Below are 24780 nucleotides of genomic sequence, written 5' to 3' on the forward strand. Positions count from 1 at the left end.
TACTCCTTTCCGATGTGCGCGCCGCGCGCGACTCAGTGCGTCGGCGCGGCGGCCGGCGTTTCGCTCGCCGGCTTCTCGGTGCGTTTGGCGAGCGGTACCCGCACCACGAAGCGCGAGCCGCCTTCCGCTGCATCCTCATACGACACCGTGCCACCATGCATCGCGATGATGTCGTGCACGATGGCAAGCCCGAGCCCGGCACCCGTCTCGACGCCGTTGCCGTTTTGCGCATCGCCGCGGAAGAAACGCTTGAACAGGTCGGCCTGCTGATTGGCCGGCACGCCGGGGCCGTTGTCCTCGACGACGATCTCGGCGGCCAGCTGGCCGTCCTCGAGCGCGCCGCGCGCGACGTTTACCGTGATCCGCGCCCCGTCCGGGCGGGCGAGCGGCACGTATTTCAGCGCGTTGTCGAGCAGGTTCGCGATCACTTCGCGCAGCAGAACAGGATTGCCGCGAACGTTCAGCGTTTCGTCTTCACCGGGATCGTCGCTGCGCTGGAAGCCGAGGTCGACATGCGACGCGAGTGCGCGCGGCACCCACTCGGCACCCGTCTCGAACGCCATCGCGGCGAGGTCGACGTCGACGAAACGCGCGGCCTGTTCGCCCGGCTCCGCCCGTGCGAGCGACAGCAGCTGGTTCGACAGCCGCACCGCTCGGTCGGCGGCCGCGCGCAGTTCGCGCACCGCGGCGTAGGTCTGCTGCGGGTCGCGCGCGACGGCGGCCTGCTCGGCATGCAGCTTCACGGCCGTGAGCGGCGTGCGCAACTGGTGCGCCGCATCGGCGATGAACTTGCGCTGCGCGTCGAGCGCGGTCTTCAGGCGGCCGAGCAGCGCATTCATCGCGCTCGTCAGCGGCCGGATCTCGAGCGGCACGTCGGTTTCGTCGACCGGCTCCAGCGACGTGTGGGTCTGGCGGTTCAGCGAATCGGCGAGATGCGTGAGCGGGCCGAGCTGCTGGTTCACGACGCGCCATACGATGCCCCAGCCCGCGAGCAGCAACAGCAGCAGCGGCATCATGATCGCGACGAGGAATTCGGCGGCGATCCGGTAGCGGTGCCGCACCGGCTGCGCGACCTCGACCACCATCGGCCGGCCGCCCTCGACGTTGTCGACGCGCACCTGCGCGACTCGCACCGCGCGGTTGTCGTACTCGGCCTCGAATACATAAGCGTGATGCATGCGGCGCACGTTGATGCCCCGCAGCGGCAGTTTCGGATCGCCGGCGAGCTCCTCCTCGCCGTCGCTGATCCGGTAGATCAGCGCCTCGGCCGGATCGGAGAACATTGCCTGCGCGAGCGGCGGCACCGTGAACGGCGCGTCGGGGCCGGCGATCTGGATCTGTTTGGAGATGGCGGTCGCGAGATCGGCGAGCGAGCGGTCGATCACGTGTTGCGTGTATTGCCACGCGAGCCAGTAGGCGATCAGGCCGCTCATCAGCGCGAGCATCGACAGCGGCGCGGCGAGGCGCCTGAGCAGCGAGCGGCGCAGGCTGGTGGTGACAGCCGGATCAGAAGACATTTCGACGGGCAAATGGATAAGCGCCGCTCACGGGGGAGCGGCGCGGTCGTGCGTCGGATGGCGCGACGCGGGCAGGGCAGCACGCCGGCGGCACGGCACGCGGCAAGCCGGCCGGCGCGCGGCGCCGCTCAGACGCTCGCGGTCTGGCGGATTTCCTGCAGCAGGTAGCCGAAGCCGCGCACCGTGACGATCTCGACACGGCACTGCTCGAGTTTCTTGCGCACCCGGTGCACGTAGACTTCGATCGCGGTGTCGCCGAGATCGCCGCCGAAGTGCGTGAGGTGATCCTGCAGCTGGGCCTTGCTGACGACGCGGCCGTGACGCAGCAGCAGCATTTCGAGCACTGCGAATTCGCGCGGCGACAGTTCCAGCGGCTTGTCGTCGTTGAAGATGCGGCGATCGACGCCCGACAGGCGGACGCCACCGAGCGACACTTCCGGACGCGGCATGTCGCTGTGCGGGCCGCTGCGGCGCATCACCGCGCGAATGCGCGCTTCGAGCTCGGCCGGTTCGAACGGCTTGAGCATGTAGTCGTCGGCGCCGGAGTTCAGGCCCTGGATCCGGTCGTTCAGTTCGTCGCGCGCGGTCAGCACGATGACGGGCGTGTGGCGGTTGGTCTGGCGGAAACGCGTGAGCAGCGTCATCCCGTCGATGCCCGGCAGGCCGAGGTCGAGGATCACGAGTTCGTGGCGGTTTTGCGCCAGCGCCTGTTCGGCAAAGATGCCGTCATGCACCATGTCGACGGTGAAGCCAGCCTGCTCGAGGCTGCTCTGGATACCGCGTGCAATGGGGCGGTCGTCTTCGATCAGAAGGAGTCGCATGAAGTTCGCTCAAGTACAATGGGTTGGCGGTTCAGGCACGCGGACAGCACGACGCCGTTTCCACAGGGGCGCCGCATCGCCTGACATCAAGCATGGCGGCCAGCGAACGATTAAATCCAATCATGTCCGATATTTCGATCCACGACCTCGAAGCCGCGATCAATTTCTGGCGCGCCCGCTCGCCGTCGAGCGGCGACGAACTCAAACTCTGCGAAGAGGCCAGCGCGCTCTCCAAGCCGTATGCGCTGCTGATTGTACAGCGCGGAAGCGCGCTGCAACTGGAAGGTTTGGACCCCAAGGCGCGGAAAGCGTACGAGACTTACGTGCGCCTTAAGGATGGCTTGGAAAGCTGAAGGCTTTCGCTGAGTACATCCTAGAAAACGTTCATCAAAATGAAAAGTTGACGCGCCGCGCATCGAAAGACGCGCGGCGGTAGAGGAAGGTGTCAGGCGGCTGGTTCGGTGTGCGCGCACACCTTGTCGATGAATTGCGCGAGCGTGATGTCGCGCTCGGTCAGGCCGTCCGCGTCGTGGGTCGACAGCGTCACGTCGACGCGGTTGTACACGTTGAACCATTCCGGATGGTGGTTCATTTCCTGCGCCCTGATCGCGACGCGCGTCATGAAGCCGAAGGCCTCGTTGAAATCGGCGAAGCGCAGGCTGCGCTGGATCGCGTCGCGGCCCGGCACGGCCGTCCAGTGCGGCAGGCCTTCGAGCAGGGTCTTGCGTTCTTCCGATGTGAGCTTGTGGATCATGTTGCACCTCGTTCAGTGACGGTGCCCGCGCGCGGGCAAAGGCCGCGGCGAAGCCGGTACCGTTCATTGTTTCATAGTTGAGCGACGGGCATCCGGGGAAGGCTATCCCGAAGGACGGCACCCGAATCATGCCGGCGTGGCTCGCGGCGTCATGCGTCCGCGTCGTCCGGCCAGCCTTCGCCCGTGCCGCGATGCAGCACGAGATCGCGGTCGACCACCGCGCCGGCAGGGAATTCGGGCAGCGTGGCCAGCCGGTCGGCCAGCGCACGGCCGTCGACGTCGGCGAGCGCGAACAGCTGCGCGAAATCGTCGATCACGAAGTAGGTCTTCTGGAACGTGTCGATCCGGTACTTCGTGCGCATCACGCGCTCGAGGTCGAAGCCGAGCCGGTTCGGCGCCGCGCTTTCGAGGCTGTAGAGGCTCTCGCCCTTGCTTGATACGATTCCGGCGCCGTAGATCGACAGCCCGTTCGTGCCGTTCGGATCGCGGATCAGGCCGAATTCCACCGTATACCAATAGAGGCGCGCGAGCCGCGCGAGCGCCGCTTCGTCGTCGGCGACCGCGAGCGCGGTGCGGCCGTACGCCTGCATGTAGTCGGCGAACACCGGCTCGATCAGCAGCGGCACGTGGCCGAACAGGTCGTGGAAGCAGTCGGGTTCCTGCAGGTAGTCGAGCTGGTCCGGACGGCGCATCCACCAGGTGACCGGAAACCGCCGGTTCGCGAGATGCTCGAAGAACACGCGATCGGGCACGAGGCCCGGCACCGCGACGATCTCCCATCCGGTTGCCGGCTGCAGCTGGCGGTTCACGTCGGCGAACGACGGCACGCGGTCGGCCGGCAGGTCGATCTTCCCGAGCCCGGCGATGAACGCGTCGCACGCGCGTCCACGTAGCAGCGCCGACTGGCGCGCATAGAGCTGCTGCCACACCGCGTGATCGACCTGCCCGTAGCGTTCGAGCGGCTGGTCGATAGTGAAATCGGCGCGGGTTTCGAGGCCCGCGTCGAACTGCTCCTGCAGTTTCGCGGTGACGACGGTGGACATGATCAGGCTCTGCACGCTGTGGTTGGGAACCATGCAAGTGTAGAGCGAGTGACGTGCGGAATGGGCGCAAAGATGGCGTGGATTCGCTGTGTGATGCGATAATTGCGCATCAAAACAGGAATGGATGCGGAGAATACTCATGCTGGAACTCGATCACTTCGATCTCGCGCTTCTCGACGTGCTGCAGCGCTTCGGCCGCGCGACGCACCAGCAGCTCGGCGAGGAAGTGCCGCTGTCGCCGTCGCAGATCGGCCGGCGGCTGCAGCGGCTCGAGGCGGCCGGCGTGATCGAAGGCTATCGCGTGATGCTGCGCCCCGAAAAGCTCGGGCTCGGCGTCACCGCGTTCACCAGCTTGAAGCTCAAGCACCACGGCGATTCGATCATCGAGCAGTTCCAGCAGCAGATCGACGTGCTGCCCGAGGTGCTGGAATGCCATGCGGTGGTCGGCGACGCCGACTATCTGCTGCGGATCGTCGCGCCGGATCTCAATGCGCTGTCGCAGTTCGTGATGAAGAAGCTGATGCGCGTGCCGGGTGTCGACAGCGTGCGCTCGAACATCGTGCTGACGACCTTCAAGCGCAACGGCGCGCTGCCGCTCGCGCACCTGGCGCCCGGCGCCGCGTGATGCGGCGGCCGGGCCGGCGGCGGGGCGGCGAAGTCGCGCCGCAGATAGATAGGAGATAGGGCCCGATCAGACCGCTTCGGATTGCGCGTCGGCGTTCAGCAGGTCGACGTACGCGACCGCGACGAGATCGTCCTGCGCCACGCCGAGCTTCGCGAACACGTCATGCGCCTCGGCTTCGCCGCCGGCTTCGTCGTCATCGGGGCCGAGCACCACTTCCAGTTCGATGAAGTCGCCGAGGCCGTCGACGCGGTCGAGGTGGATCCGCGTGCGGCCGACGAGGTACACGTGGCGTTCCTTCGTGACGATCCCGCGCGTGGTCAGCGCGGTCGCGAGCAGCGAATGCATCGCGTCCGGGTTCGTCACCGGGCTGCGCGTGTAGTACGACGCCTTCGGGCCGTCGCGGTCGTCGCGCTGGTAGAAGATCAGTTCGGCCGGCGTGCCGTCCTCGAAGCGGCGCAGCTTCAGCCGGCCGCGCGGCACGTCGTAGAAGAAATCCTGCTGGCGGTAGAAGAGCGGCGCTTCGGTCGCGAGCGTAGCCGCCTGTTCGCGCAGCCGGTCGAATTCGCGTGCGCGGGCTTTGATCTCGATGTTGCGGGCCATGCGGGTCTCCTTCAATCAGGGGTCTCGCGGTGTGCGAACGCACAATCTAGCAAAAAGCCTGCGATGGTGGCGTGACGAGAGCTCGGGACGCGGCGACACGACGCGGGGCGGGCGATTCGGGTGCTGCCGCATGTCGGGCGCAGAAGCCCGGTGCATGACCGGCAGCACCGACATCAGCCGCACTCATACCGCCCACTGGGTCTCGATCAGCCGCAGCGCCGCCGCGATCGCCGGCTCGTCGCGCCGCTCGGCGAGCGTCACGAACGTCAGTTCGGTCGGCACCGTTACGCGTTCGACGATCGTCAGCGCGTGCGCGTGCGCCTCGGCCAGTGCGGTCGAGTCGCGGGCGAGCGTCAACCCGATCCCGGATTTGACGAGGTCGAGCATCGACTGCTCCTGGTCGACCTCGGCCACCTTCACCGGCTGCGCGCCGGCCGCCGCGAACAGCCGCGACAGCAGCCGGTGATGGGCGGACGCGGGCGGCGTCCAGATCCACGGCAGCGCGGCGAGCGCGCGCCAGTCGTGCGCGCGCTGCACACGCTCCTTCCAGCCGGCCGGCGCCAGCACGCGGTACTGGAAACGCGTGAGCGTGACGGTGTGGAACAGCGCGTCGTCGCGCGGATCGTCCTCGCCGGGCCGGCCGATGTAGTAGCCGACGTCGAGCGCCTGTGCGCGCACCTGCTCGAGTACCCAGCCCGACATCCCGTGCCGCAGCGCGGTCTCGATCTGCGGATGGGTTTCGACCAGCGCGCGCAGGAAGCCGCCGAGCCGCAGGAAGCCCGGATCGAGGATCGTGCCGATCCGCAGCCGGCCGCGCACTTCGTGGCGCAGCGCAGCCGCGGCGCGCTGCACGTCGGCAGCCGCGGCGAGCGCGCGTTCCGCGTGCGGCAGCAGCGTCTGGCCGTCACGCGTGAGCGCGAGCCCGCGCGACGTGCGCGTGAACAGCGTGACGCCGAGCGTTTCCTGCAGATGCTTGATCTGCAGGCTGACGGCCGGCTGCGTCAGGTGCAGCTGCACGGCGGCGCGCGTCAGGTTGCCTTCGCGCGCGACCGTCGCGAACGCGCGGAGCAGGGTGAGATCCATCGTCGTGATATGAGCGCAGCTTATAACGCAGTTCAGCATAACTCATTGGATCGGCGGCGGGCGGGCGGAGTACGCTTCATCGATCGCGTGGGCCGCGACGCACTATGCTGGAAATGATGTGCGGGATCGCGCCGCGCGGCGAATAACAAGACGCTTTGCACGGGGTCCGAGCAAGCGCTAAAGCGCCGACTCGGGCCGACCGCGAAGCATGGGTCCCGAGTAAGCGCTGAAGTGCTAACTCGGAGCGACCGCCGTGAGGACGGAGTAAGCGCTGAAGCGCTAACTCCATCCAATCACGCCATGGGACCCGAGTAAGCGCTAAAGCGCTAACTCGGGTCGACAGGAGACACGCAGTGAGTACTCAACGTACGCTCGAGGGCGAATTCGATTACGTGATCGTCGGCGCGGGCACCGCGGGCTGCGTGCTCGCGAACCGCCTGACCGAGGATCCCGAGATCCGCGTGCTGCTGCTCGAAGCGGGCGGCAAGGACGACTATCACTGGATTCACATCCCGGTCGGCTATCTATACTGCATCGGCAATCCACGCACCGACTGGCTGTACAAGACGCAGCCGGAGGCGGCGCTCAACGGCCGCGCGCTGTCGTATCCGCGCGGCCGCGTGCTCGGCGGCTGCTCGTCGATCAACGGAATGATCTACATGCGCGGCCAGCGTGAGGATTACGACAGCTGGGCGCAGGAAACCGGCGACGCCGGCTGGTCGTGGGACAGCGTGCTGCCGATCTTCAAGCGCAGCGAGGACCACCACGCGGGCGCGAGCGACGCGCACGGCGCGGGCGGCTACTGGCGCGTCGAGAAGCAGCGGCTGCGCTGGGAGATCCTCGAATCGTTCGCGCAGGCCGCGCAGCAGACGGGCATCCCCGCGACCGACGATTTCAACCGCGGCGACAACACCGGAGTCGGCTATTTCGAGGTGAACCAGAAGCGCGGCGTGCGCTGGAATACGTCGAAGGCGTTCCTGCGGCCCGCGATGACGCGCCCGAACCTCACCGTGATCACCGGCGCGCACGCGCAGCGCGTGATCTTCGAAGGGCGGCGCGCGGTCGGCGTCGAGTACCGCGGCGGCGGCACCGACTACGTCGCACGTGCGCGCGCCGAAGTGCTGCTGACCTCCGGCGCGGTGAATTCGCCGCAGCTGCTCGAACTGTCGGGCATCGGTGCGGGCGCACGGCTGCAGGCACTTGGTATCGACGTCGTGCAGGATCTGCCCGGCGTCGGCGAGAACCTGCAGGATCACCTGCAGTTGCGGATGGCGTTTCGCGTCGATGGCGTGCGCACGCTCAACACGCTGTCCGCGCACTGGTGGGGCAAGCTGATGATCGGCGCCGAATATGCGCTGCTGCAGCGCGGGCCGATGTCGATGGCGCCGTCGCAGCTCGGTGCATTCGCGAAATCCGACCCGGACGATCCCGCGCTCGCGCGTCCCGATCTCGAATACCACGTGCAGCCGCTGTCGCTCGAGCGCTTCGGCGAGCCGCTGCATCGCTTCAACGCCTTTACGGCGTCCGTCTGCCATCTGCGGCCGAGCTCGCGCGGCAGCGTGCATATCGCGAGCCCGGATGCGGGCGTGGCGCCGTCGATCGCGCCGAACTACCTGTCGACCGACCACGATCGCCATGTCGCCGCAAACGCGCTGCGCCTCACGCGCCGGATCGCGTCCGCGCCGGCGCTCGCGCGCTATCGTCCGGAGGAAATCCTGCCGGGCACGCAGTATCGGACCGAAGCCGAACTGATCGAAGCGGCGGGCGCGGTCGGCACCACGATCTTCCATCCGGTCGGCACGTGCCGGATGGGGCGCGCGGACGACGAGCGTGCCGTCGTCGACAGCCGGCTGCGCGTGCGCGGCATCGCGGGGCTGCGGATCGTCGATGCATCGGTGATGCCGTTCATCACGTCGGGCAACACGAATTCGCCGACGCTGATGATCGCCGAGCGTGCGAGCGACATGATCCGCGCCGATCGACGCGCGGCGCACGAAGCGACGCAAGTGCGCACGGAAGCGGCGATGACGGCTGCGTGACACCACGCTGACATCCACGACAGCGGGCCGTCATCCTGGTGCCCGCTGATTCGCTATGCGAAGCATAGCTGACGCGTGCGGATCGCAACGATTCAATGAAATGCACGGCGATTGCGCCGCAAGTCACGCATTTCACATGGCTTTTTGTTGCACGACGACATGACGCGCTGCGTAACATGCCGCGTTGGAGCGGGCACGGGTCATGCGAATGCGCGACTGACGATGATGCGCGTGTCAAAAAAGCGCGTCGAAAATTCGCGCACAGCCGCGTCCGATATGGCGGCCAGCCCTATAAGTGCAAATCCCGATGATTGCACTGCACCAACGGGGCGACAATGTTGCGCAGTGTGCATACGCGTCGGCGCGGGAGACCACCCTCGATGCGTAATACGGCGTCCGGGGACAGCCCGCTCATCCGCAGACCTGTCGCGGTCGCTTGCGCGAATCTTCCCGGTGCATTGCCTGACTTCGTACGGAAGGGAACATGATTCTCGGCGACACGATTCTGGAAACACGCGGACTGACGAAGGAGTTCAGGGGCTTCACCGCCGTGAACGGCGTCAACCTGCGCGTACGCCGCGGTGCGATCCATGCGTTGATCGGACCGAACGGCGCGGGCAAGACCACCTGCTTCAACCTGCTGACCAAGTTCCTGACACCGACGGCCGGCCAGATCGTCTTCAACGGGATCGACATCACCGACGAGCGGCCCGCGCAGGTCGCGCGTCGCGGCATCATCCGTTCGTTCCAGATCTCGGCGGTATTCCCGCACCTCACCCCATTGCAGAACGTGCGTATCGGCCTGCAGCGCGCGCTTGGCACCGAATTCCATTTCTGGCGCAGCGAGCGCACGTTGCGGCGCCTCGACGATCGCGCAATGGACCTGCTCACGCAGGTCGGCCTCACCGATTTCGCGCATGTGCCGACCGTCGAGCTCGCATACGGCCGCAAGCGCGCGCTCGAGATCGCGACGACGCTCGCGATGGAACCCGAACTGATGCTGCTCGACGAGCCCACGCAAGGGATGGGCCACGAAGACGTCGACCGTGTGACCGCGCTGATCAAGAAGGTCGCGAGCGGCCGCACGATCCTGATGGTCGAGCACAACATGAACGTGATCGCAGGCATCTCCGACACGATTACCGTCCTGCAGCGCGGCGAAGTGCTGGCCGAAGGCTCGTATGCGGAAGTGTCGAAGAACCCGCTCGTGATCGAGGCCTACATGGGGAGCGCCGACGCGGCGCTCGCGGGGGCGCACGCATGAAGCACAGCGAACGGGAGGAACGCGAATTGAGCGGCGTCGAAAGCGGCACGCCCGCGCTGGAGATCACGGGCCTCGAGGCCTGGTACGGGGAATCCCACATATTGCACGGTGTCGACCTGAGCGTTCACCGTGGCGAGGTCGTCACGCTGCTCGGCCGCAACGGCGCGGGCCGCACCACGACGCTGCGCGCGATCATGGGCCTCACCGGCCGCCGCAGCGGCTCGATCAAGGTCGCAGGCAACGAGACGATCGGGCTTGCGACGCACCGCATCGCGCATTTCGGCATCGGCTATTGCCCGGAAGAGCGGGGGATCTTCTCGAGCCTGTCGTGCGAGGAGAACCTGATGCTGCCGCCGCCGATCGGGCCGCGCGAGCATGCGATGTCGCTCGACGAGATCTACGCGATGTTCCCGAATCTCGCATCGCGCCGGCAGAGCCAGGGCACGCGGCTGTCCGGCGGCGAGCAGCAGATGCTCGCGGTCGCGCGGATCCTGCGCACCGGCGCGAACCTGCTGCTGCTCGACGAAATCTCCGAAGGCCTCGCGCCGGTGATCGTGCAGGCGCTCGCGCGGATGATCGTCGCGCTGAAGGCGCGCGGCTACACCGTCGTGATGGTCGAACAGAACTTCCGCTTCGCCGCACCGCTCGCCGACCGCTTCTACGTGATGGAGCATGGCCGCATCGTCGAGCATTTCCGCTCATCCGAACTGGAAGGCAAGATGCCGATCCTTCACGACTTGCTTGGGGTGTGACGCCGCCCCGTTTCCCTTGCCGCTGGCCGTGGCGGCTCTCGAACAACCACAACGCATCAGAACAACAGGAGACGTCAATGAAAATGAAGACCCTCGCACACGCATGTCTCGCGGTCGCGACCGCAGCGTTCACCGCGGGCGCCGCACACGCCGCGGACAGCGTGAAGATCGGCTTCATCACCGACATGTCGGGGCTTTACGCGGACATCGACGGGCAGGGCGGCCTCGAGGCGATCCGGATGGCGGTCGCCGACTTCGGCGGCAAGGTGCTCGGCAAGCCGATCGAAGTCGTCTACGCCGACCACCAGAACAAGGCGGACATCGCCGCATCGAAGGCACGCGAATGGATGGACCGCGGCGGGCTCGACCTGCTCGTCGGCGGCACGAACTCCGCGACCGCGCTGTCGATGAACCAGGTCGCGGCCGAGAAGAAGAAGGTCTACATCAACATCGGCGCGGGCGCCGACACGCTGACCAACGAGCAGTGCACGCCGTACACGGTCCACTACGCGTACGACACGATGGCGCTCGCGAAGGGCACCGGTTCGGCGGTGGTGAAGCAGGGCGGCAAGACCTGGTTCTTCCTGACCGCCGACTATGCGTTCGGCAAGGCGCTCGAGAAGAACACGGCGGACGTCGTGAAGGCGAACGGCGGCCAGGTGCTCGGCACGGTGCGGCACCCGTTGTCGGCGTCGGACTTCTCGTCGTTCCTGCTGCAGGCGCAGTCGTCGAAGGCGCAGATCCTCGGCCTTGCGAACGCGGGCGGCGACACGATCAACTCGATCAAGGCCGCGAAGGAATTCGGCATCACGAAGACGATGAAGATCGCCGCGCTGCTGATGTTCATCAACGACGTGCACAGCCTCGGCCTCGAAACGACGCAGGGCCTCGTGCTGACCGACAGCTGGTACTGGAACCGCGATGCGGCATCGCGCCAGTGGGCGCAGCGCTACTTCGGCAAGATGAAGAAGATGCCGTCGAGCCTGCAGGCGGCCGACTACTCGTCGGTGACGACCTACCTGAAGGCCGTGCAGGCGGCCGGCACGACCGACTCCGACAAGGTGATGGCCGAGCTGAAGAAGATGAAGATCAACGACTTCTACGCGAAGGGCTACATTCGCCAGGACGGCAGCATGATCCACGACATGTACCTGATGGAAGTGAAGAAGCCGGCGGAATCGAAGGAGCCGTGGGACTACTACAAGGTGCTCGCGACGATTCCGGGCGACCAAGCGTTCGGCACCAAGAAGGAAACGCGCTGCGCGCTGTGGAAGTAAGCGCGACGTAGCGGCGCGCGGCGGCGGCCGCAGCGACATGAGCGCTGCGCCGCCCGCGTGCGCGACGGCTTGGAGGTTGCGCACGCAACGAAACTCATACTGACGGCTAAGTCGATGGAAATCTTTGGCATTCCGTTGCCGGCGATGCTGAGCCAGTTGCTGCTCGGGCTCGTCAACGGCTCGTTCTACGCGATCCTGAGCCTCGGGCTCGCAGTGATCTTCGGGTTGCTCAACGTGATCAACTTCGCGCACGGCGCGCTGTTCATGCTGGGCGCGATGCTCGCGTGGATGGGGCTGTCGTACTTCGGGTTGCCGTACTGGGCGATGCTCGTGCTCGCGCCGCTGATCGTCGGCGTGTTCGGGATCCTGATCGAGCGTTCGATGCTGCGCTGGCTGTACAAGCTCGATCACCTGTACGGGCTGCTGCTCACGTTCGGCCTCACGCTTGTCGTCGAAGGCGTGTTCCGCTCGATCTACGGCTCGTCCGGCCAGCCGTACGACGTGCCGTCGCAGCTGTCCGGCGCGACCAATCTCGGCTTCATGTTCCTGCCGAACTACCGCGCGTGGGTGGTCGTCGCGTCGCTCGCGGTGTGTCTCGCGACCTGGTTCGTGATCGAGAAGACGCGCCTGGGCGCCTATCTGCGTGCCGGTACCGAGAACCCGAAGCTCGTCGAGGCGTTCGGCGTGAACGTGCCGATGATGATCACGCTCACCTACGGCTTCGGTGTCGCGCTCGCGGCGTTTGCCGGCGTGCTCGCCGCGCCGGTGATCCAGGTGTCGCCGCTGATGGGCCAGCCGATGATCATCACCGTGTTCGCGGTGGTCGTGATCGGCGGGATGGGCTCGATTCTCGGCTCGATCATCACGGGGCTGCTGCTCGGCGTGATCGAGGGCTTCACGCGTGTGTTCTATCCGGAAGCGTCGGCCACCGTCGTGTTCGTGATCATGGCGATCGTGCTGCTGATCCGCCCGGCCGGCCTGTTCGGCAAGGAAAAATGATGCAGAGAAAAGTGCTCTACGGCGTGCTCCTCGCCGCACTGCTCGCCGCGCCGTTCATCGGCGCGTATCCGGTGTTCGTGATGAAGGTGCTCACGTTCGCGCTGTTCGCGGCCGCGTTCAACCTGCTGATCGGCTATACGGGACTGCTGTCGTTCGGTCATGCGATGTTCCTCGCGACCGCCGGCTACGGGGCCGGTTATGCGATCCAGACGCTCGGCTTCACGCCGGAGCTCGGCGTGCTCGTCGGCACGTTTGCCGCGACGCTGCTCGGGCTCGTCGTCGGCCTGTTCGCGATCCGGCGGCAGGGCATCTATTTCGCGATGATCACGCTCGCGTTCGCGCAGATGGTCTACTTCATCTACCTGCAGGCGCCGTTCACGCACGGCGAAGACGGGCTGCAGGGCGTGCCGCGCGGACACCTGTTCGGGCTCGTCGACCTGTCGAACGACGTCGCGCTCTACTACGTCGTGCTTGCGGTGATCATTGCCGCGTGTGCGTTCATCGTGCGGATCGTGCACTCGCCGTTCGGCCAGGTGCTCGTCGCGATCAAGGAGAACGAGGCGCGCGCGATCTCGCTCGGCTACGACACCGACCGCTTCAAGCTGCTCGCGTTCATCCTGTCGGCCGGGCTCGCGGGGCTGGCAGGTTCGCTGAAAGTGCTGGTGCTCGGCTTCGAGACGTTGTCCGACGCGTACTGGACGATGTCGGGCCTTGTCGTGCTGATGACGCTCGTCGGCGGGATGGGCACGCTGTTCGGGCCGCTGCTGGGCGCGGCGCTGATCGTTGCGCTGGAGGACAGGCTCGGCGACATCGGCGAATGGCTCGCGTCGGCGACGGGCATCGACTGGTTCCACTCGCTCGGCGAATCGGCGACGATCGTCACGGGGCTGATTTTCATCGCATGCGTGCTGGCGTTCCGGCGCGGGATCGTCGGCGAGATGGTCGCGCGGGTCAAGACGCTCAGGCCGTCCTGATTGCAGCGCGCCGGTTGTTGCGACGCGTTGATGCGAAGCACCATCCGGCGCGGTCGGGAAGGGCGTCGCAGCGGCCTCGGGCCGGTGCTGCGCGGCAGGGCTGGTGCCCCAATTTCGTGCGGCGATGCACCATAGGGGTAAATGCTAAGTTGTCGCACGGTGAAAGGTCCTTTAATCTTCGTTTCAGTTCTGATGCACCGCGAAACGAATTTGCAGGTGGAGAACGAGGAGACAATCGAGGCACAAAGTGCCCGGACCCCAAAGCGCTGTTGGACGGAATCCAACAGCGCTTTTTCATTTGTGTGCACGAATTTCCATCGATGGTGCAGGCGAGGGGCGCCGCGTTCCGCACACCCGTGTTCCGCCTCGCATCACCCGCGTCTCACCCCGTCCCCGTTTTCGTCCATCCCTCCTGCCGGTCGGTCGCCACTGGCGCGCAACCGCATACTTGCCGTTCGGGCTTACCCGGTTGGCGTGCGCAAAAAGCGTCCGTTACACTCAGCTTTCGCCGACCGCGCGGTCGGGAAAATCGGTCGGCAGTTCTCCTACAAGCAGAATGCAGAAAAGGGAGTACGGTTGGATGAGAAGCGCAGGACGATGGATCGGGGCACGAGAGGCGGCTGGCGCCGCTCGTTCGGGGTCGGGAGCGCATGGGTATGCGCCGGCTTTCACGAGCCGTCCTGCGGCTGGTATGCACGCTCTGGCGCGATTTGTCGGCAGGGCGGTTTCTCCGGTCGTTGCGTTCGCATCCGACGCGTCGTCGGCATTCGCATTCGCATGAACGGCCGGTTTCCCGATCTTGCACCGCTTGCGCGTGAGGCCGAACCAGGCTCGTCGGGGCGACTTTCCGGTGGTCGTTGCGTCCGCATCGATCGCCGCTGGCGCAACGCCGCGTTTCTCCGCTTCCTTCATCCTGACGACATTGCCGCCGCGCATCGTGGCGATCGAACGACCGTTTCGGAACGCGCCACGGCGCGCGCGCGGTGTCGCCGAGGGCTCGATTGCGGTGCCGGCGTTTCACGGGAAAACGAGCGTAGACGCAGTACGGCGAGATAGTTAATTTATTAACTTGTTTGAGGGCCGGGAGCCACCCGAGCGACCCGCGGATTTTTCGAGCAGCGTTTGGAGACAACATAAATGAAGATGAATCGATGGATGGAGGTTCTGCTTGCCGCGGGCCTCGTATGTGCGGCGGCTACGGCGTCGGCACAGGTGAAGATCGGCGTGACGCTGTCGGCCACCGGGCCGGCCGCTTCGCTCGGGATTCCGGAAAAGAACACGATCGCGTTGCTGCCGAAGGAAATCGCCGGCAAGAGCGTCCAGTACATCGTGCTCGACGATGCGTCCGACACGAGCCGCGCGGTGCAGAACGTGCGCAAGCTGATCGACGAGGATCACGTCGATGCGATCATCGGTTCGTCCGTCACGCCGAACTCGCTCGCGATGCTCGATCCGGTGTCGCAGGGCAAGACGCCGACGATCTCGCTCGCGGCGAGCGCGCAGATCATCGCACCGATGGACGCGAAGCGCGCGTGGATGTTCAAGGTGCCGCAGAACGACCAGCTGATGGCCGACGCGATCGCCGGCTACATGGCGAAGCACGGTGTGAAGACGGTCGGCTTCATCGGCTTCGCCGATGCGTACGGCGACAGTTGGTACAACACGTTCAACGCGGCCGCCGGGAAGAACGGGCTGAAGGTCGTGTCGAACGAGCGCTACAACCGCACCGACGCGTCGGTGATGGGGCAGGTGCTGAAGCTGATGGGCTCGAATCCCGACGCGGTGCTGATCGCCGGTTCCGGCACGCCGGCCGCGCTGCCGGCCAAGACGCTGAAGGAGCGCGGCTACAAGGGCAAGGTGTACCAGACGCACGGTGTCGCGAACAACGACTTCCTGCGCGTGTGCGGCAAGGATTGCGAAGGCGAGATCCTGCCGGCCGGCCCGGTGCTCGTGACCGACCAGCTCCCCGATTCGAACCTGGTGAAGAAGCCGGCGCTCGGCTACAAGGCGGCATACGAGAAGGCGTACGGCGCGGGGTCGCTGTCGACCTTCGGCGGGCATGCATGGGATGCGGGGCTGCTGCTGCAGCGTGCGATTCCCGAGGCGCTGAAGAAAGGCCAGCCGGGCACCGAGGCGTTCCGCGAAGCACTGCGCGCGTCACTGGAAAGCGTGAAGGACCTGCCCGTGTCGCACGGTGTGATCAACATGACCGCGACGGACCACAATGGCTTCGATACGCGTGCGCGTGTGATGGTGCAGATCGTCGACGGCAAGTGGAAGCTGCAGGCCGAGTAAGCACCACGTGAAACCGGCGTGCGCGGCGCGAACGGCGTCGTGCGCGCCGTCGGCAGGGTGCGGGGCCTGACGCGCCGCGCCCGTGCCGCCTGGAACCGCCGAGGCCCGCCGCGGGTGCCTGACGCGCCGATCTTGCGGTCCGTGCGCCCCGGCCGTTCCCGCCTTTCGTTTCTCCACAGCATTCTCGATACACGAAACGTATGGATCTCTCGATTGCAGCGATCCTCGCGCAAGACGGCATCACGACCGGCGCCATTTACGCATTGCTGTCGCTGGCGCTCGTGCTGGTGTTTTCCGTCACGCGGGTGATCTTCATTCCCCAGGGCGAATTCGTCGCCTATGGTGCGCTCACGCTTGCGGCATTGCAGGCGCAGAAATTTCCCGCCACCTGCTGGCTGTTGTTCGTGATGGGCATCGCGTGCTTCCTGCTGGAAGTCGGTGGCCTGATCCGCCATCGCGAACGCCGCCATCAACTCGGCCGCACGCTCGCGACGCTGGCGAGCCGCTACGTGCTGCTGCCGCTCGCGGTGTTCGCGCTCACGCGCAGCTTTGCCGTGCAGCCGCTACCGATGCTCGCGCAGATCGCACTGACGCTCGCGATCGTCGTGCCGATGGGGCCGTTCGTCTACCGGCTCGTATATCAGCCGATCGCCGAGGGCACGACGCTGCTGCTGCTGATCGTGTCGGTCGCCGTCCATTTCGCGATGGTCGGCCTCGGGCTCGTGATGTTCGGCGCGGAAGGCTCGCGCACCAACGGATTCGCGGATGCCTCGCTGTCGGTCGGCAGCATGACGGTGTCGGTGCAGAGCATCCTCGTGGTCGTGACCGCGCTGGTGCTGATCGGCGCGCTCTACGTGTACTTCGGCCGCACGATCGCCGGCAAGGCGCTGCGCGCGACGTCGGTGAACCGGCTCGGCGCGCGGCTCGTCGGCATCGGCACGACCGAAGCAGGGCGGCTCGCGTTCACGCTGGCAGCGGGGCTCGGCGTGCTGTCCGGCATTCTCGTCGGCCCGCTGACGACGATCTATTACGACTCCGGCTTCCTGATCGGCCTGAAGGGCTTCGTCGGCGCGATCATCGGCGGGCTGGTCAGCTATCCGCTCGCGGCCGCCGGCTCGCTGCTTGTCGGCGTGCTCGAATCGTATTCGTCGTTCTGGGCGAGCGCGTACAAGGAAGTGATCGTGTTCACACTGATCATCCCGGTGCTGCTGTGGCGCAGTTTCGCGACGCCGCACGCTGAAGAGGAAGAGGAGTGACGCGATGAAGACAATGGTACGCAACAAGACCTTCTGGGTGTTTCTCGTGGTGCTGTTCGCGCTGCCGGTGCTGCCCGGCGCGCTGCACGTGCCCGAGTACTGGATCACGCTGCTGAACTACATCGGCCTCTACGCGATCGTCGCGATCGGGCTCGTGCTGCTGACGGGCGTCGGCGGGATGACGAGCTTCGGGCAGGCCGCGTTCGTCGGCATCGGCGCGTATGCGACGGCGTTCCTGACCACGCGATACGGCGTGTCGCCGTGGCTCGCGCTGATCGTCGGCGTCGTGCTGACGGCACTCGTCGCGCTCGTGCTCGGTGCGGTCACGATGCGGCTGTCCGGGCACTTCCTGCCGCTCGGCACGATCGCATGGGGCCTTGCGCTGTTCTATCTGTTCGGCAACCTCGAGCTGCTCGGCAAGTACGACGGAATCAACGGGATTCCGGCGCTGAACCTGTTCGGCATCGAGCTCGAAAGCGGCCGCAGCCTGTACTTCCTGATCTGGGCCGTCGTGCTGGCGGCGATCGTGTCGGTGCAGAACCTGCTCAACAGCCGGCCCGGCCGCGCGATCCGCGCGCTACGCGGCGGCGGCGTGATGGCCGAGGCGATGGGCGTGAACACCGCGTGGATGCGCGTCGTGATCTTCATCTACGCGGCCGTGCTCGCGGCGGTATCGGGCTTCCTGTACGCGCATCTGCAGCGCGCGGTGAACCCGACCCCGTTCGGCCTGAACCATGGGATCGAATTCCTGTTCATGGCCGTGGTCGGCGGCGTGTCGCACGTGTGGGGCGCCGTGCTCGGTGCGGCGATCCTCACGGTGCTGCAGGACTACCTGCAGACGCTGTTGCCGAAGTTGCTCGGCTCGGAAGGGAACTTCGAGATCATCGTGTTCGGCGTGCTGATGGTGCTGCTGCTGCAGTACGCGCGGCAGGGCGTGTGGCCGTTCGTCGCGAAGCTGTTTCCGCGTGGGCCGCGCGCACATGTGCCCGATCATGCCGATCCGCTGCCGCAGCGCGCGAAGCCTGTCGCGGGCGAGCCGCTGCTCGTCGTCGACAACGCGCGCAAGCAGTTCGGCGGGCTGGTGGCCGTCAACGATGTCAGTTTCGACGTGAAAGCGGGGCAGATCATTGGCCTGATCGGCCCGAACGGCGCCGGCAAGTCCACCACGTTCAACCTCGTGACCGGCGTGCTGCAGCCGACCGGCGGCACGATCACGTTCCGCGGTGAGCGGATCGACGGGCTCACGTCGCGCCAGATCGTCAGGCGCGGGATCGGCCGTACGTTCCAGCACGTGAAGCTGCTGCCGACGATGACCGTGCTCGAGAACGTCGCGATCGGTGCGCATTTGCGCGGTCAGACGGGCGTGTGGCGCAGCATCGCGCGGCTCAATGCGCACGAGGAAGCGCAACTGCTGGCCGAAGCGGCGCGGCAGATCCGCCGCGTCGGGCTCGAAAGGCACATGTACGACGAAGCGGGCAGCCTCGCGCTCGGCCAGCAGCGGATTCTCGAAATCGCGCGCGCGCTGTGCTGCGACCCGACGCTGTTGCTGCTCGACGAACCGGCCGCCGGGCTGCGCTACCAGGAGAAGCAGCAACTCGCCGATTTGCTGCGGCGCCTGAAGGCCGAAGGGATGAGCGTGTTGCTCGTGGAACATGACATGGATTTCGTGATGAACCTCACCGACCGGCTGGTGGTGATGGAATTCGGCACGCGGATCGCGGAAGGGCTGCCGCAGGACGTGCAGCAGGATCCGGCGGTGCTCGAAGCGTATCTGGGCGGGGTGGAGTGATGACGGACACGACGATACCGATTCTCGAGGTGCGCGGACTGGCGGTCCGGTACGGGAAGGTCGAGGCGCTGCACGGTGCGGCGATCAAGGTCGGCGCAGGGCAGATCGTCAGCGTGATCGGTCCGAACGGGGCCGGCAAGTCGACGCTGCTGAACGCGATCATGGGTGCGCTGCCCGTGACAGGACATGCGTCGGGCGCGGTCATGTACCGCGGCAACGACGTGGGCGCGCTGCCGGTCGAACAGCGCGTCGCGCGCGGGATGTGCCTCGTGCCGGAAAAGCGCGAGCTGTTTAGCACGATGACGGTCGAGGACAACCTCGTGCTGGGCGCGTATCGCCGCAAGCTCGCGGGCGAGTCGAACTTTCTCGACCAGCTCGATCATGTGTTTGCGTTGTTTCCGCGGCTCAGGGAGCGGCGCAAGCAGGCGGCGGGTACGCTGTCGGGCGGTGAGCGGCAGATGCTCGCGGTGGGGCGCGCGCTGATGGGCAAGCCCGACCTGCTGATGCTCGACGAGCCGAGCCTCGGGCTGGCGCCGCTGATCGTGAAGGAGATTTTTCATATCATCAGCGCGTTGCGCGGTACCGGCGTTGCGACGCTGCTGATCGAGCAGAACGCACGGGCGGCACTGCAGATCTCGGACTACGGCTATGTACTGGAGACCGGTGAGTTTGCGTTGGAAGGACCGGCGGCCGAGTTGGCACAGAATCCGCGCGTGATCGAAACCTACCTCGGGCTGGCGAAGAAATCGGCTTGATGGTCGGAGCGGTTGGCGGGACACCAGCGGCGTGTTTCACGTGAAACACGCCGTTTTTGTTTCCGGGAGCAGGGAGATGCAACGGTGAATCGGGGTTGGGGATAAGTGCCGGAGCATCAAGTAGAAGCCCTGTGAGGGCAGTGAGGTGTCTCACCGTGCCAGGGTTGCACAGGGTAACGAGCGTTGTGCGCGCGACAGCCCTCTATCGCTACGAGACGAACGGCACAGGGGATAAGTATCGGGCGACCGACAGGAAATACTGTGACGACGAATCGACTCGGGTTTCACGAGCAACTGCCCAATGCCCGGTTTTGCACAGCTAGATGGTGTGCGTCGAAGTCGCGACGGCGTCGTAGACGCGGCGACGGCGGGCACAGCTCGGCCGATCGGTCGAAAAAACTGGCCAAATGAACGGGCCCTACCATTCGGATGGTCTTCGGGTGAAAAGCGAACCCGCTATAATTCGGCCCATACATTTCTCAGATAGGTTCGTGCGCTGTCCTGCGTACGGAATCCACCATGCTTTTTCCCACAGAATTTGACGTCATCGTCGTCGGTGGCGGGCACGCCGGCACGGAGGCCGCGTTGGCATCGGCCCGTATGGGTGCGAAGACGCTGCTGCTGACCCATAACATCGAAACGCTCGGCCAGATGAGCTGCAATCCGTCGATCGGCGGCATTGGCAAGGGCCATCTGGTCAAGGAAGTCGATGCGCTCGGCGGCGCGATGGCTGCCGCGACGGACGAGAGCGGTATTCAGTTTCGGATCCTCAATTCGTCGAAGGGCCCGGCCGTGCGCGCGACGCGTGCGCAGGCCGACCGCATCCTGTACAAGGCTGCGATCCGCCACCGGCTCGAGAATCAGCCGAACCTGTGGCTGTTCCAGCAGGCAGTCGATGATCTGATGGTCGAAGGCGACCGCGTTGTTGGTGCCGTCACGCAGATCGGCATCCGCTTCCGCGCACGTGCGGTGGTGCTGACGGCCGGCACGTTCCTCGACGGCAAGATCCACGTCGGCCTGAATAACTATACGGGCGGGCGCGCAGGCGATCCGGCAGCCGTGTCGCTGTCGGCGCGTCTGAAGGAGCTGAAGCTACCGCAGGGCCGCCTGAAGACCGGTACGCCGCCGCGTATCGATGGCCGCTCGATCGACTTTTCGAAGCTGGACGAGCAGCCGGGCGACCTCGATCCGATCCCGGTGTTCTCGTTCCTGGGCCGTGCGGAGCAACATCCGCAGCAGCTGCCGTGTTGGGTCACGCACACGAACGAGCGCACGCACGACATCATTCGCGGCGGCCTCGACCGTTCGCCTATGTATACAGGCGTGATCGAAGGCGTCGGCCCGCGTTACTGTCCGTCGATCGAGGACAAGATCCACCGGTTCGCGTCGAAGGAGTCACACCAGATCTTCCTCGAGCCGGAAGGGCTGACTACGAACGAGTTCTACCCGAACGGGATCTCGACAAGCCTGCCGTTCGACGTGCAGCTCGAGCTCGTGCACTCGATGCGCGGCCTCGAGAACGCGCACATCCTGCGTCCTGGCTACGCGATCGAGTACGACTACTTCGATCCGCGCGCGCTGAAGGCGTCGCTCGAGACGAAGGCGATCAACGGGCTGTTCTTTGCGGGCCAGATCAATGGTACGACTGGCTACGAAGAAGCGGCCGCACAAGGCCTGCTGGCTGGCCTGAACGCCGGCCGCTACGTGCAGGAGAAGGACGCATGGTGCCCGCGTCGCGACCAGGCCTATCTTGGCGTGCTGGTCGACGATCTCGTCACGCGTGGCGTAGCGGAGCCGTACCGGATGTTCACGAGCCGCGCGGAGTACCGGCTTAGCCTGCGTGAAGACAATGCGGACATGCGCCTGACCGAGATCGGCCGCGAGCTGGGCCTCGTCGACGACGTGCGCTGGGATGCGTTCAGCCGGAAACGCGACGCTGTTTCACGTGAAACCGAACGACTGAAGTCAACCTGGGTCACGCCGAAGACGCTGCCGCCGGAAGAGGCGACCGCATTGCTCGGCAAGGCGATCGATCACGAGTACAGCCTCGCCGAACTGCTGCGCCGCCCGGGCATCAGCTACGACGGCGTCTGCGGCCTGAAGGGTGGTGAATGTGCGCCGGCGGAGCCGCTGGCCGACGACCCGGTGCTGCTCGAGCAGATCAAGGAGCAAGTCGAGATCGGCATCAAATATCAGGGTTATATCGAACGCCAGGCGAGCGAGATCGAGCGCAACGATGCGAACGAGAACACGCGCCTGCCGGACGGCATCGACTACCGCGAAGTACGCGGCCTGTCGTTCGAAGTGAGCCAGAAGCTCAACGAGTTCCGGCCGGAAACGATCGGCCAGGCATCGCGGATCTCGGGCGTCACGCCGGCTGCGATCTCGTTGCTGATGGTGCACCTGAAGCGCCGCGGCCTTGGTCGCCGTAACGGCGCCGCCGCAGAGGCGGCGGAGCAGGGGGACGGCACCGTCCCGACGCAACAATGACGGCGCGTCGCGCGCCGGCGGTTAATCGGGACGTACTTGAAGGGATGCTCGTCGACGGCACGGCCGCGCTCGACATCGCATTGACGGATGCGCAACGCAACCAGCTGCTCGACTATGTCGCGCTGCTCGGCAAGTGGAACGCGGTCTACAACCTGACCGCGATCCGCGACCCGAAGCAGATGCTGATCCAGCACATCCTCGATTCGCTCTCCATCGTTCCGCATCTGCGCGGCCGTGCATCGGCACGCGTGCTTGACGTGGGTTCGGGTGGCGGGTTGCCCGGTATCGTGCTGGCAATCGTCCAGCCGGACTGGCAGGTGACGCTGAACGATATCGTGCAGAAGAAGTCTGCATTCCAGACGCAGATGCGCGCGGAGTTGAAGCTCGCGAACCTGTCGGTCGTCACCGGGCGGGTCGAATCGCTGCAGCCGGGTGTCGAAGTGCCGGAAAAATTCGACATGATCGTATCCCGCGCTTTCGCGGACCTATCCGACTTCGTTAAACTTGCTCGACATCTCGTCGCGCCCGGCGGATCGATCTGGGCAATGAAGGGTGTCCACCCGGACGACGAAATTGCGCGACTGCCGGAAGGCAGTCGCGTGAAGCAGACGATGCGGCTGGCGGTGCCGATGCTCGATGCCGAACGGCATCTGATCGAGGTCACCGTCGACGAGGCGAATTGAAGGCGCGCAGTAGCGCGCCGTTTGTTTGAAGGTAAAGGGAACACACCAACGATGGCAAAGATCTTCTGCGTTGCGAACCAGAAGGGGGGCGTCGGCAAGACGACGACATCGGTCAATCTCGCCGCAAGCCTTGCAGCGCAGGAGCAACGAGTCCTGCTGATCGATCTCGATCCGCAGGGCAACGCGACGATGGGCAGCGGGATCGACAAGGCCGCCTGCGAGTCGACCGTGTACGAAGTGCTGGTCGACGGCGTATCGGTAACGGATGCGCGCGTGCGTCCGGAGGGCGTCACATACGACGTGCTGCCGGCCAACCGCGAGTTGTCCGGTGCCGAGATCGAGTTGATCAGCATCGACAACCGCGAGCGTCGGTTGAAGGGCGCACTCGAGCGCGTGGCCGACGACTACGACTTCGTGCTGATCGATTGCCCGCCGACGCTGTCGCTGCTGACGTTGAACGGACTGTGCGCGGCGCATGGCGTCGTGATCCCGATGCAGTGCGAGTACTTCGCGCTGGAAGGGTTGTCGGATCTCGTCAACACGATCAAACAGGTTCACGCGAACATGAACCGCGACCTGAAGATCATCGGCTTGTTGCGCGTGATGTTCGATCCGCGCATCACGCTGCAGCAGCAAGTCTCCGATCAACTGAAAGCGCACTTCGGCGACAAGGTGTTCGACGCGGTGATTCCGCGTAACGTGCGCCTGGCGGAAGCGCCGAGTTACGGGTTGCCGGGCGTCGTGTTCGACCGCAACTCGCGCGGTGCGCAGGCGTATCTCCAGTTCGGTGCCGAGATGATCGACCGCGTGCGCGCGTTCGAGGTGTCGTGATCCGGACATGAGCGAAGCGAGGAAGAAAGACATGAACGCGGTACCAAAGAAGAAGGGCTTGGGACGTGGCCTCGAAGCCCTGCTCGGCGGCAGTGCGGACATCACCGAAGCGGTGAAGATCGAGGGTGCGCCGAACACGCTCGCACTCGGCAAGCTGCAGGCCGGCAAGTATCAACCGCGCACGCGGATGGACGAAGGCAGCCTGCAGGAGCTGGCGGCCAGCATTCGCGCGCAAGGCGTGATGCAGCCGATCCTGGTACGGCCCATTTCATCTGATAGATACGAGATCATCGCCGGCGAGCGCCGTTTCCGTGCGGCGCGCCTGGCTGGCCTCGACGAAGTGCCGGTGCTCGTAAAGGACGTGTCCGATCAGGCCGCCGCCGCGATGGCGCTGATCGAGAACATCCAGCGTGAAGACCTGAATCCGCTGGAAGAGGCGCACGGTATCCAACGCCTGCTCGACGAGTTCGGTTTCACGCACGAACAGGCGGCCGAATCGGTCGGCCGTTCGCGCAGCGCGGTGTCGAACCTGCTGCGCCTGCTGAACCTCGCATCGCCGGTGCAGACGATGCTGCTGGCCGGCGATCTCGACATGGGCCACGCGCGTGCGCTGCTCGCAGTCGACGCGGCAACCCAGATTACGCTTGCGCACCAGGTCGTCAACAAGCGCATGTCGGTGCGCGAGACCGAGAAGCTGGTCGCGCATACGACGAAGGAAGCGCCGGCGGTGAAGGCGCGCGCGAAGGATGACGGCGGCCGCGACACGCGTCGTCTCGAGGAGGAGTTGTCCGACCTGCTCGCGTCGACGGTGAAGATCAAGCTCGGTCGCCGCGGGCGAGGGCAGGTGATGATCGACTTCGGCAACCTCGATGCGCTCGAGGGCATCCTCGCGCGCCTGCGCGGCAACGTCGCAACTGAAGAATAACGAGGCGG

The 24780-nt window shown here is 65.7% G+C and carries 23 protein-coding genes; 16 read left to right on the forward strand and 7 right to left on the reverse strand.

What is annotated here, in order from left to right; genetic code table 11:
* Nucleotides 1–32: 32 nt before the first annotated feature.
* Together AC1Z3W_RS36625 and AC1Z3W_RS36630 are read right to left on the reverse strand one after the other, a co-directional pair.
* Entirely contained in the window at nt 33–1517 is a 1485-nt protein-coding gene (locus AC1Z3W_RS36625; RefSeq protein WP_057927974.1) for a sensor histidine kinase, read from the reverse strand.
* Between the two features lie 128 nt (nt 1518–1645).
* Nucleotides 1646–2338 carry a response regulator gene (locus tag AC1Z3W_RS36630; RefSeq protein WP_006401494.1) on the reverse strand — a complete coding sequence of 231 codons (693 nt, stop codon included), beginning with the start codon at nt 2336–2338 and terminating at the stop codon, nt 1646–1648.
* Between the two features lie 122 nt (nt 2339–2460).
* Between AC1Z3W_RS36630 and AC1Z3W_RS36635 the strand changes: the two genes are divergently transcribed.
* Nucleotides 2461–2691: a DUF3717 domain-containing protein gene (locus tag AC1Z3W_RS36635; RefSeq protein WP_009691787.1), complete on the forward strand. Its 231-nt coding sequence runs from the start codon at nt 2461–2463 to the stop codon at nt 2689–2691.
* 92 nt (nt 2692–2783) lie between these two features.
* On the opposite strand, the gene AC1Z3W_RS36640 is transcribed toward AC1Z3W_RS36635, so the two are convergent.
* Complete coding sequence (locus AC1Z3W_RS36640; RefSeq protein ID WP_057927973.1) at nt 2784–3092, reverse strand: 4a-hydroxytetrahydrobiopterin dehydratase; 309 nt, start codon at nt 3090–3092, stop codon at nt 2784–2786.
* Between the two features lie 149 nt (nt 3093–3241).
* The gene (phhA, locus tag AC1Z3W_RS36645; protein WP_082664801.1) at nt 3242–4168 is read right to left on the reverse strand and encodes a phenylalanine 4-monooxygenase; all 927 of its coding nucleotides are present in this window, start codon (nt 4166–4168) and stop codon (nt 3242–3244) included.
* 106 nt (nt 4169–4274) lie between these two features.
* Between phhA and AC1Z3W_RS36650 the strand changes: the two genes are divergently transcribed.
* Nucleotides 4275–4760, forward strand: a complete 486-nt coding sequence (locus AC1Z3W_RS36650; RefSeq protein WP_006408082.1) for an Lrp/AsnC family transcriptional regulator — start codon at nt 4275–4277, stop codon at nt 4758–4760.
* A gap of 66 nt (nt 4761–4826) precedes the next feature.
* Here the strand turns inward: AC1Z3W_RS36650 and AC1Z3W_RS36655 are convergent, their stop codons facing one another.
* Together AC1Z3W_RS36655 and AC1Z3W_RS36660 are read right to left on the reverse strand one after the other, a co-directional pair.
* Entirely contained in the window at nt 4827–5360 is a 534-nt protein-coding gene (locus AC1Z3W_RS36655) for a class IV adenylate cyclase (RefSeq protein WP_057927972.1), read from the reverse strand.
* Nucleotides 5361–5543: 183 nt separating this feature from the next.
* Complete coding sequence (locus AC1Z3W_RS36660; RefSeq protein WP_124834762.1) at nt 5544–6443, reverse strand: LysR family transcriptional regulator; 900 nt, start codon at nt 6441–6443, stop codon at nt 5544–5546.
* Nucleotides 6444–6796: 353 nt separating this feature from the next.
* Here AC1Z3W_RS36660 and AC1Z3W_RS36665 point away from each other — a divergent pair, with 353 nt between their 5' ends.
* The 6 genes from AC1Z3W_RS36665 to AC1Z3W_RS36690 all read left to right on the forward strand — a co-directional run bounded on the left by AC1Z3W_RS36665 (nt 6797) and on the right by AC1Z3W_RS36690 (nt 13748).
* The gene (locus tag AC1Z3W_RS36665; protein WP_124834763.1) at nt 6797–8482 is read left to right on the forward strand and encodes a GMC family oxidoreductase; all 1686 of its coding nucleotides are present in this window, start codon (nt 6797–6799) and stop codon (nt 8480–8482) included.
* Between the two features lie 484 nt (nt 8483–8966).
* Nucleotides 8967–9746, forward strand: a complete 780-nt coding sequence (locus AC1Z3W_RS36670; RefSeq protein ID WP_057927969.1) for an ABC transporter ATP-binding protein — start codon at nt 8967–8969, stop codon at nt 9744–9746.
* The gene (locus AC1Z3W_RS36675; protein ID WP_124834764.1) at nt 9743–10498 is read left to right on the forward strand and encodes an ABC transporter ATP-binding protein; all 756 of its coding nucleotides are present in this window, start codon (nt 9743–9745) and stop codon (nt 10496–10498) included. The genes AC1Z3W_RS36670 and AC1Z3W_RS36675 overlap by 4 nt, the downstream gene beginning before the upstream one ends.
* Nucleotides 10499–10575: 77 nt before the next feature.
* Nucleotides 10576–11775: an ABC transporter substrate-binding protein gene (locus AC1Z3W_RS36680; protein ID WP_057927967.1), complete on the forward strand. Its 1200-nt coding sequence runs from the start codon at nt 10576–10578 to the stop codon at nt 11773–11775.
* 114 nt (nt 11776–11889) lie between these two features.
* On the forward strand, nt 11890–12774 hold the full coding sequence (locus AC1Z3W_RS36685; protein ID WP_057927966.1) for a branched-chain amino acid ABC transporter permease: 885 nt from the start codon (nt 11890–11892) through the stop codon (nt 12772–12774).
* A complete protein-coding gene (locus AC1Z3W_RS36690) occupies nt 12774–13748 on the forward strand; it encodes a branched-chain amino acid ABC transporter permease (RefSeq protein WP_057928027.1) in 975 nt (324 codons plus the stop codon). The genes AC1Z3W_RS36685 and AC1Z3W_RS36690 overlap by 1 nt, the downstream gene beginning before the upstream one ends.
* 498 nt (nt 13749–14246) lie before the next feature.
* Here AC1Z3W_RS36690 and AC1Z3W_RS36695 read toward each other — a convergent pair whose 3' ends face one another.
* Complete coding sequence (locus tag AC1Z3W_RS36695; RefSeq protein ID WP_483509482.1) at nt 14247–14684, reverse strand: hypothetical protein; 438 nt, start codon at nt 14682–14684, stop codon at nt 14247–14249.
* A gap of 201 nt (nt 14685–14885) precedes the next feature.
* On the opposite strand from AC1Z3W_RS36695, the gene AC1Z3W_RS36700 reads away from it, so the two are divergent.
* The 8 genes from AC1Z3W_RS36700 to AC1Z3W_RS36735 all read left to right on the forward strand — a co-directional run bounded on the left by AC1Z3W_RS36700 (nt 14886) and on the right by AC1Z3W_RS36735 (nt 24772).
* On the forward strand, nt 14886–16043 hold the full coding sequence (locus AC1Z3W_RS36700) for an ABC transporter substrate-binding protein (RefSeq protein WP_057927965.1): 1158 nt from the start codon (nt 14886–14888) through the stop codon (nt 16041–16043).
* A gap of 200 nt (nt 16044–16243) precedes the next feature.
* Complete coding sequence (locus AC1Z3W_RS36705) at nt 16244–17299, forward strand: branched-chain amino acid ABC transporter permease (RefSeq protein ID WP_057927964.1); 1056 nt, start codon at nt 16244–16246, stop codon at nt 17297–17299.
* Nucleotides 17300–17303: 4 nt separating this feature from the next.
* Entirely contained in the window at nt 17304–19088 is a 1785-nt protein-coding gene (locus AC1Z3W_RS36710; RefSeq protein WP_063791557.1) for a branched-chain amino acid ABC transporter ATP-binding protein/permease, read from the forward strand.
* Complete coding sequence (locus AC1Z3W_RS36715) at nt 19088–19843, forward strand: ABC transporter ATP-binding protein (RefSeq protein ID WP_124834766.1); 756 nt, start codon at nt 19088–19090, stop codon at nt 19841–19843. The genes AC1Z3W_RS36710 and AC1Z3W_RS36715 overlap by 1 nt, the downstream gene beginning before the upstream one ends.
* A 519-nt stretch (nt 19844–20362) precedes the next feature.
* Complete coding sequence (mnmG, locus tag AC1Z3W_RS36720) at nt 20363–22333, forward strand: tRNA uridine-5-carboxymethylaminomethyl(34) synthesis enzyme MnmG (protein ID WP_483509483.1); 1971 nt, start codon at nt 20363–20365, stop codon at nt 22331–22333.
* Entirely contained in the window at nt 22330–23016 is a 687-nt protein-coding gene (rsmG, locus tag AC1Z3W_RS36725) for a 16S rRNA (guanine(527)-N(7))-methyltransferase RsmG (protein WP_057927960.1), read from the forward strand. The genes mnmG and rsmG overlap by 4 nt, the downstream gene beginning before the upstream one ends.
* 51 nt (nt 23017–23067) lie before the next feature.
* A complete protein-coding gene (locus AC1Z3W_RS36730; protein ID WP_057927959.1) occupies nt 23068–23847 on the forward strand; it encodes a ParA family protein in 780 nt (259 codons plus the stop codon).
* Between the two features lie 31 nt (nt 23848–23878).
* A complete protein-coding gene (locus tag AC1Z3W_RS36735; RefSeq protein WP_057928026.1) occupies nt 23879–24772 on the forward strand; it encodes a ParB/RepB/Spo0J family partition protein in 894 nt (297 codons plus the stop codon).
* Nucleotides 24773–24780: the final 8 nt, after the last annotated feature.

This window comes from Burkholderia sp. 10_S31 (genome assembly GCF_056930375.1).

Bases quoted from the DNA above. Each gene is read 5' to 3' on its own strand.
- AC1Z3W_RS36715 (WP_124834766.1), top strand. From the start codon at position 19,088: ATGACGGACACGACGATACCGATTCTCGAGGTGCGCGGACTGGCGGTC.
- AC1Z3W_RS36670 (WP_057927969.1), top strand. From the start codon at position 8,967: ATGATTCTCGGCGACACGATTCTGGAAACACGCGGACTGACGAAGGAG.
- AC1Z3W_RS36650 (WP_006408082.1), top strand. From the start codon at position 4,275: ATGCTGGAACTCGATCACTTCGATCTCGCGCTTCTCGACGTGCTGCAG.
- phhA (WP_082664801.1), bottom strand. From the start codon at position 4,168: ATGGTTCCCAACCACAGCGTGCAGAGCCTGATCATGTCCACCGTCGTC.
- AC1Z3W_RS36630 (WP_006401494.1), bottom strand. From the start codon at position 2,338: ATGCGACTCCTTCTGATCGAAGACGACCGCCCCATTGCACGCGGTATC.
- AC1Z3W_RS36640 (WP_057927973.1), bottom strand. From the start codon at position 3,092: ATGATCCACAAGCTCACATCGGAAGAACGCAAGACCCTGCTCGAAGGC.
- rsmG (WP_057927960.1), top strand. From the start codon at position 22,330: ATGACGGCGCGTCGCGCGCCGGCGGTTAATCGGGACGTACTTGAAGGG.
- AC1Z3W_RS36735 (WP_057928026.1), top strand. From the start codon at position 23,879: ATGAACGCGGTACCAAAGAAGAAGGGCTTGGGACGTGGCCTCGAAGCC.
- AC1Z3W_RS36690 (WP_057928027.1), top strand. From the start codon at position 12,774: ATGCAGAGAAAAGTGCTCTACGGCGTGCTCCTCGCCGCACTGCTCGCC.
- AC1Z3W_RS36655 (WP_057927972.1), bottom strand. From the start codon at position 5,360: ATGGCCCGCAACATCGAGATCAAAGCCCGCGCACGCGAATTCGACCGG.
- AC1Z3W_RS36695 (WP_483509482.1), bottom strand. From the start codon at position 14,684: ATGCGCGGCGGCAATGTCGTCAGGATGAAGGAAGCGGAGAAACGCGGC.
- AC1Z3W_RS36635 (WP_009691787.1), top strand. From the start codon at position 2,461: ATGTCCGATATTTCGATCCACGACCTCGAAGCCGCGATCAATTTCTGG.
- AC1Z3W_RS36680 (WP_057927967.1), top strand. From the start codon at position 10,576: ATGAAAATGAAGACCCTCGCACACGCATGTCTCGCGGTCGCGACCGCA.
- AC1Z3W_RS36675 (WP_124834764.1), top strand. From the start codon at position 9,743: ATGAAGCACAGCGAACGGGAGGAACGCGAATTGAGCGGCGTCGAAAGC.
- mnmG (WP_483509483.1), top strand. From the start codon at position 20,363: ATGCTTTTTCCCACAGAATTTGACGTCATCGTCGTCGGTGGCGGGCAC.
- AC1Z3W_RS36730 (WP_057927959.1), top strand. From the start codon at position 23,068: ATGGCAAAGATCTTCTGCGTTGCGAACCAGAAGGGGGGCGTCGGCAAG.
- AC1Z3W_RS36685 (WP_057927966.1), top strand. From the start codon at position 11,890: ATGGAAATCTTTGGCATTCCGTTGCCGGCGATGCTGAGCCAGTTGCTG.
- AC1Z3W_RS36705 (WP_057927964.1), top strand. From the start codon at position 16,244: ATGGATCTCTCGATTGCAGCGATCCTCGCGCAAGACGGCATCACGACC.
- AC1Z3W_RS36710 (WP_063791557.1), top strand. From the start codon at position 17,304: ATGAAGACAATGGTACGCAACAAGACCTTCTGGGTGTTTCTCGTGGTG.
- AC1Z3W_RS36625 (WP_057927974.1), bottom strand. From the start codon at position 1,517: ATGTCTTCTGATCCGGCTGTCACCACCAGCCTGCGCCGCTCGCTGCTC.
- AC1Z3W_RS36700 (WP_057927965.1), top strand. From the start codon at position 14,886: ATGAAGATGAATCGATGGATGGAGGTTCTGCTTGCCGCGGGCCTCGTA.
- AC1Z3W_RS36660 (WP_124834762.1), bottom strand. From the start codon at position 6,443: ATGGATCTCACCCTGCTCCGCGCGTTCGCGACGGTCGCGCGCGAAGGC.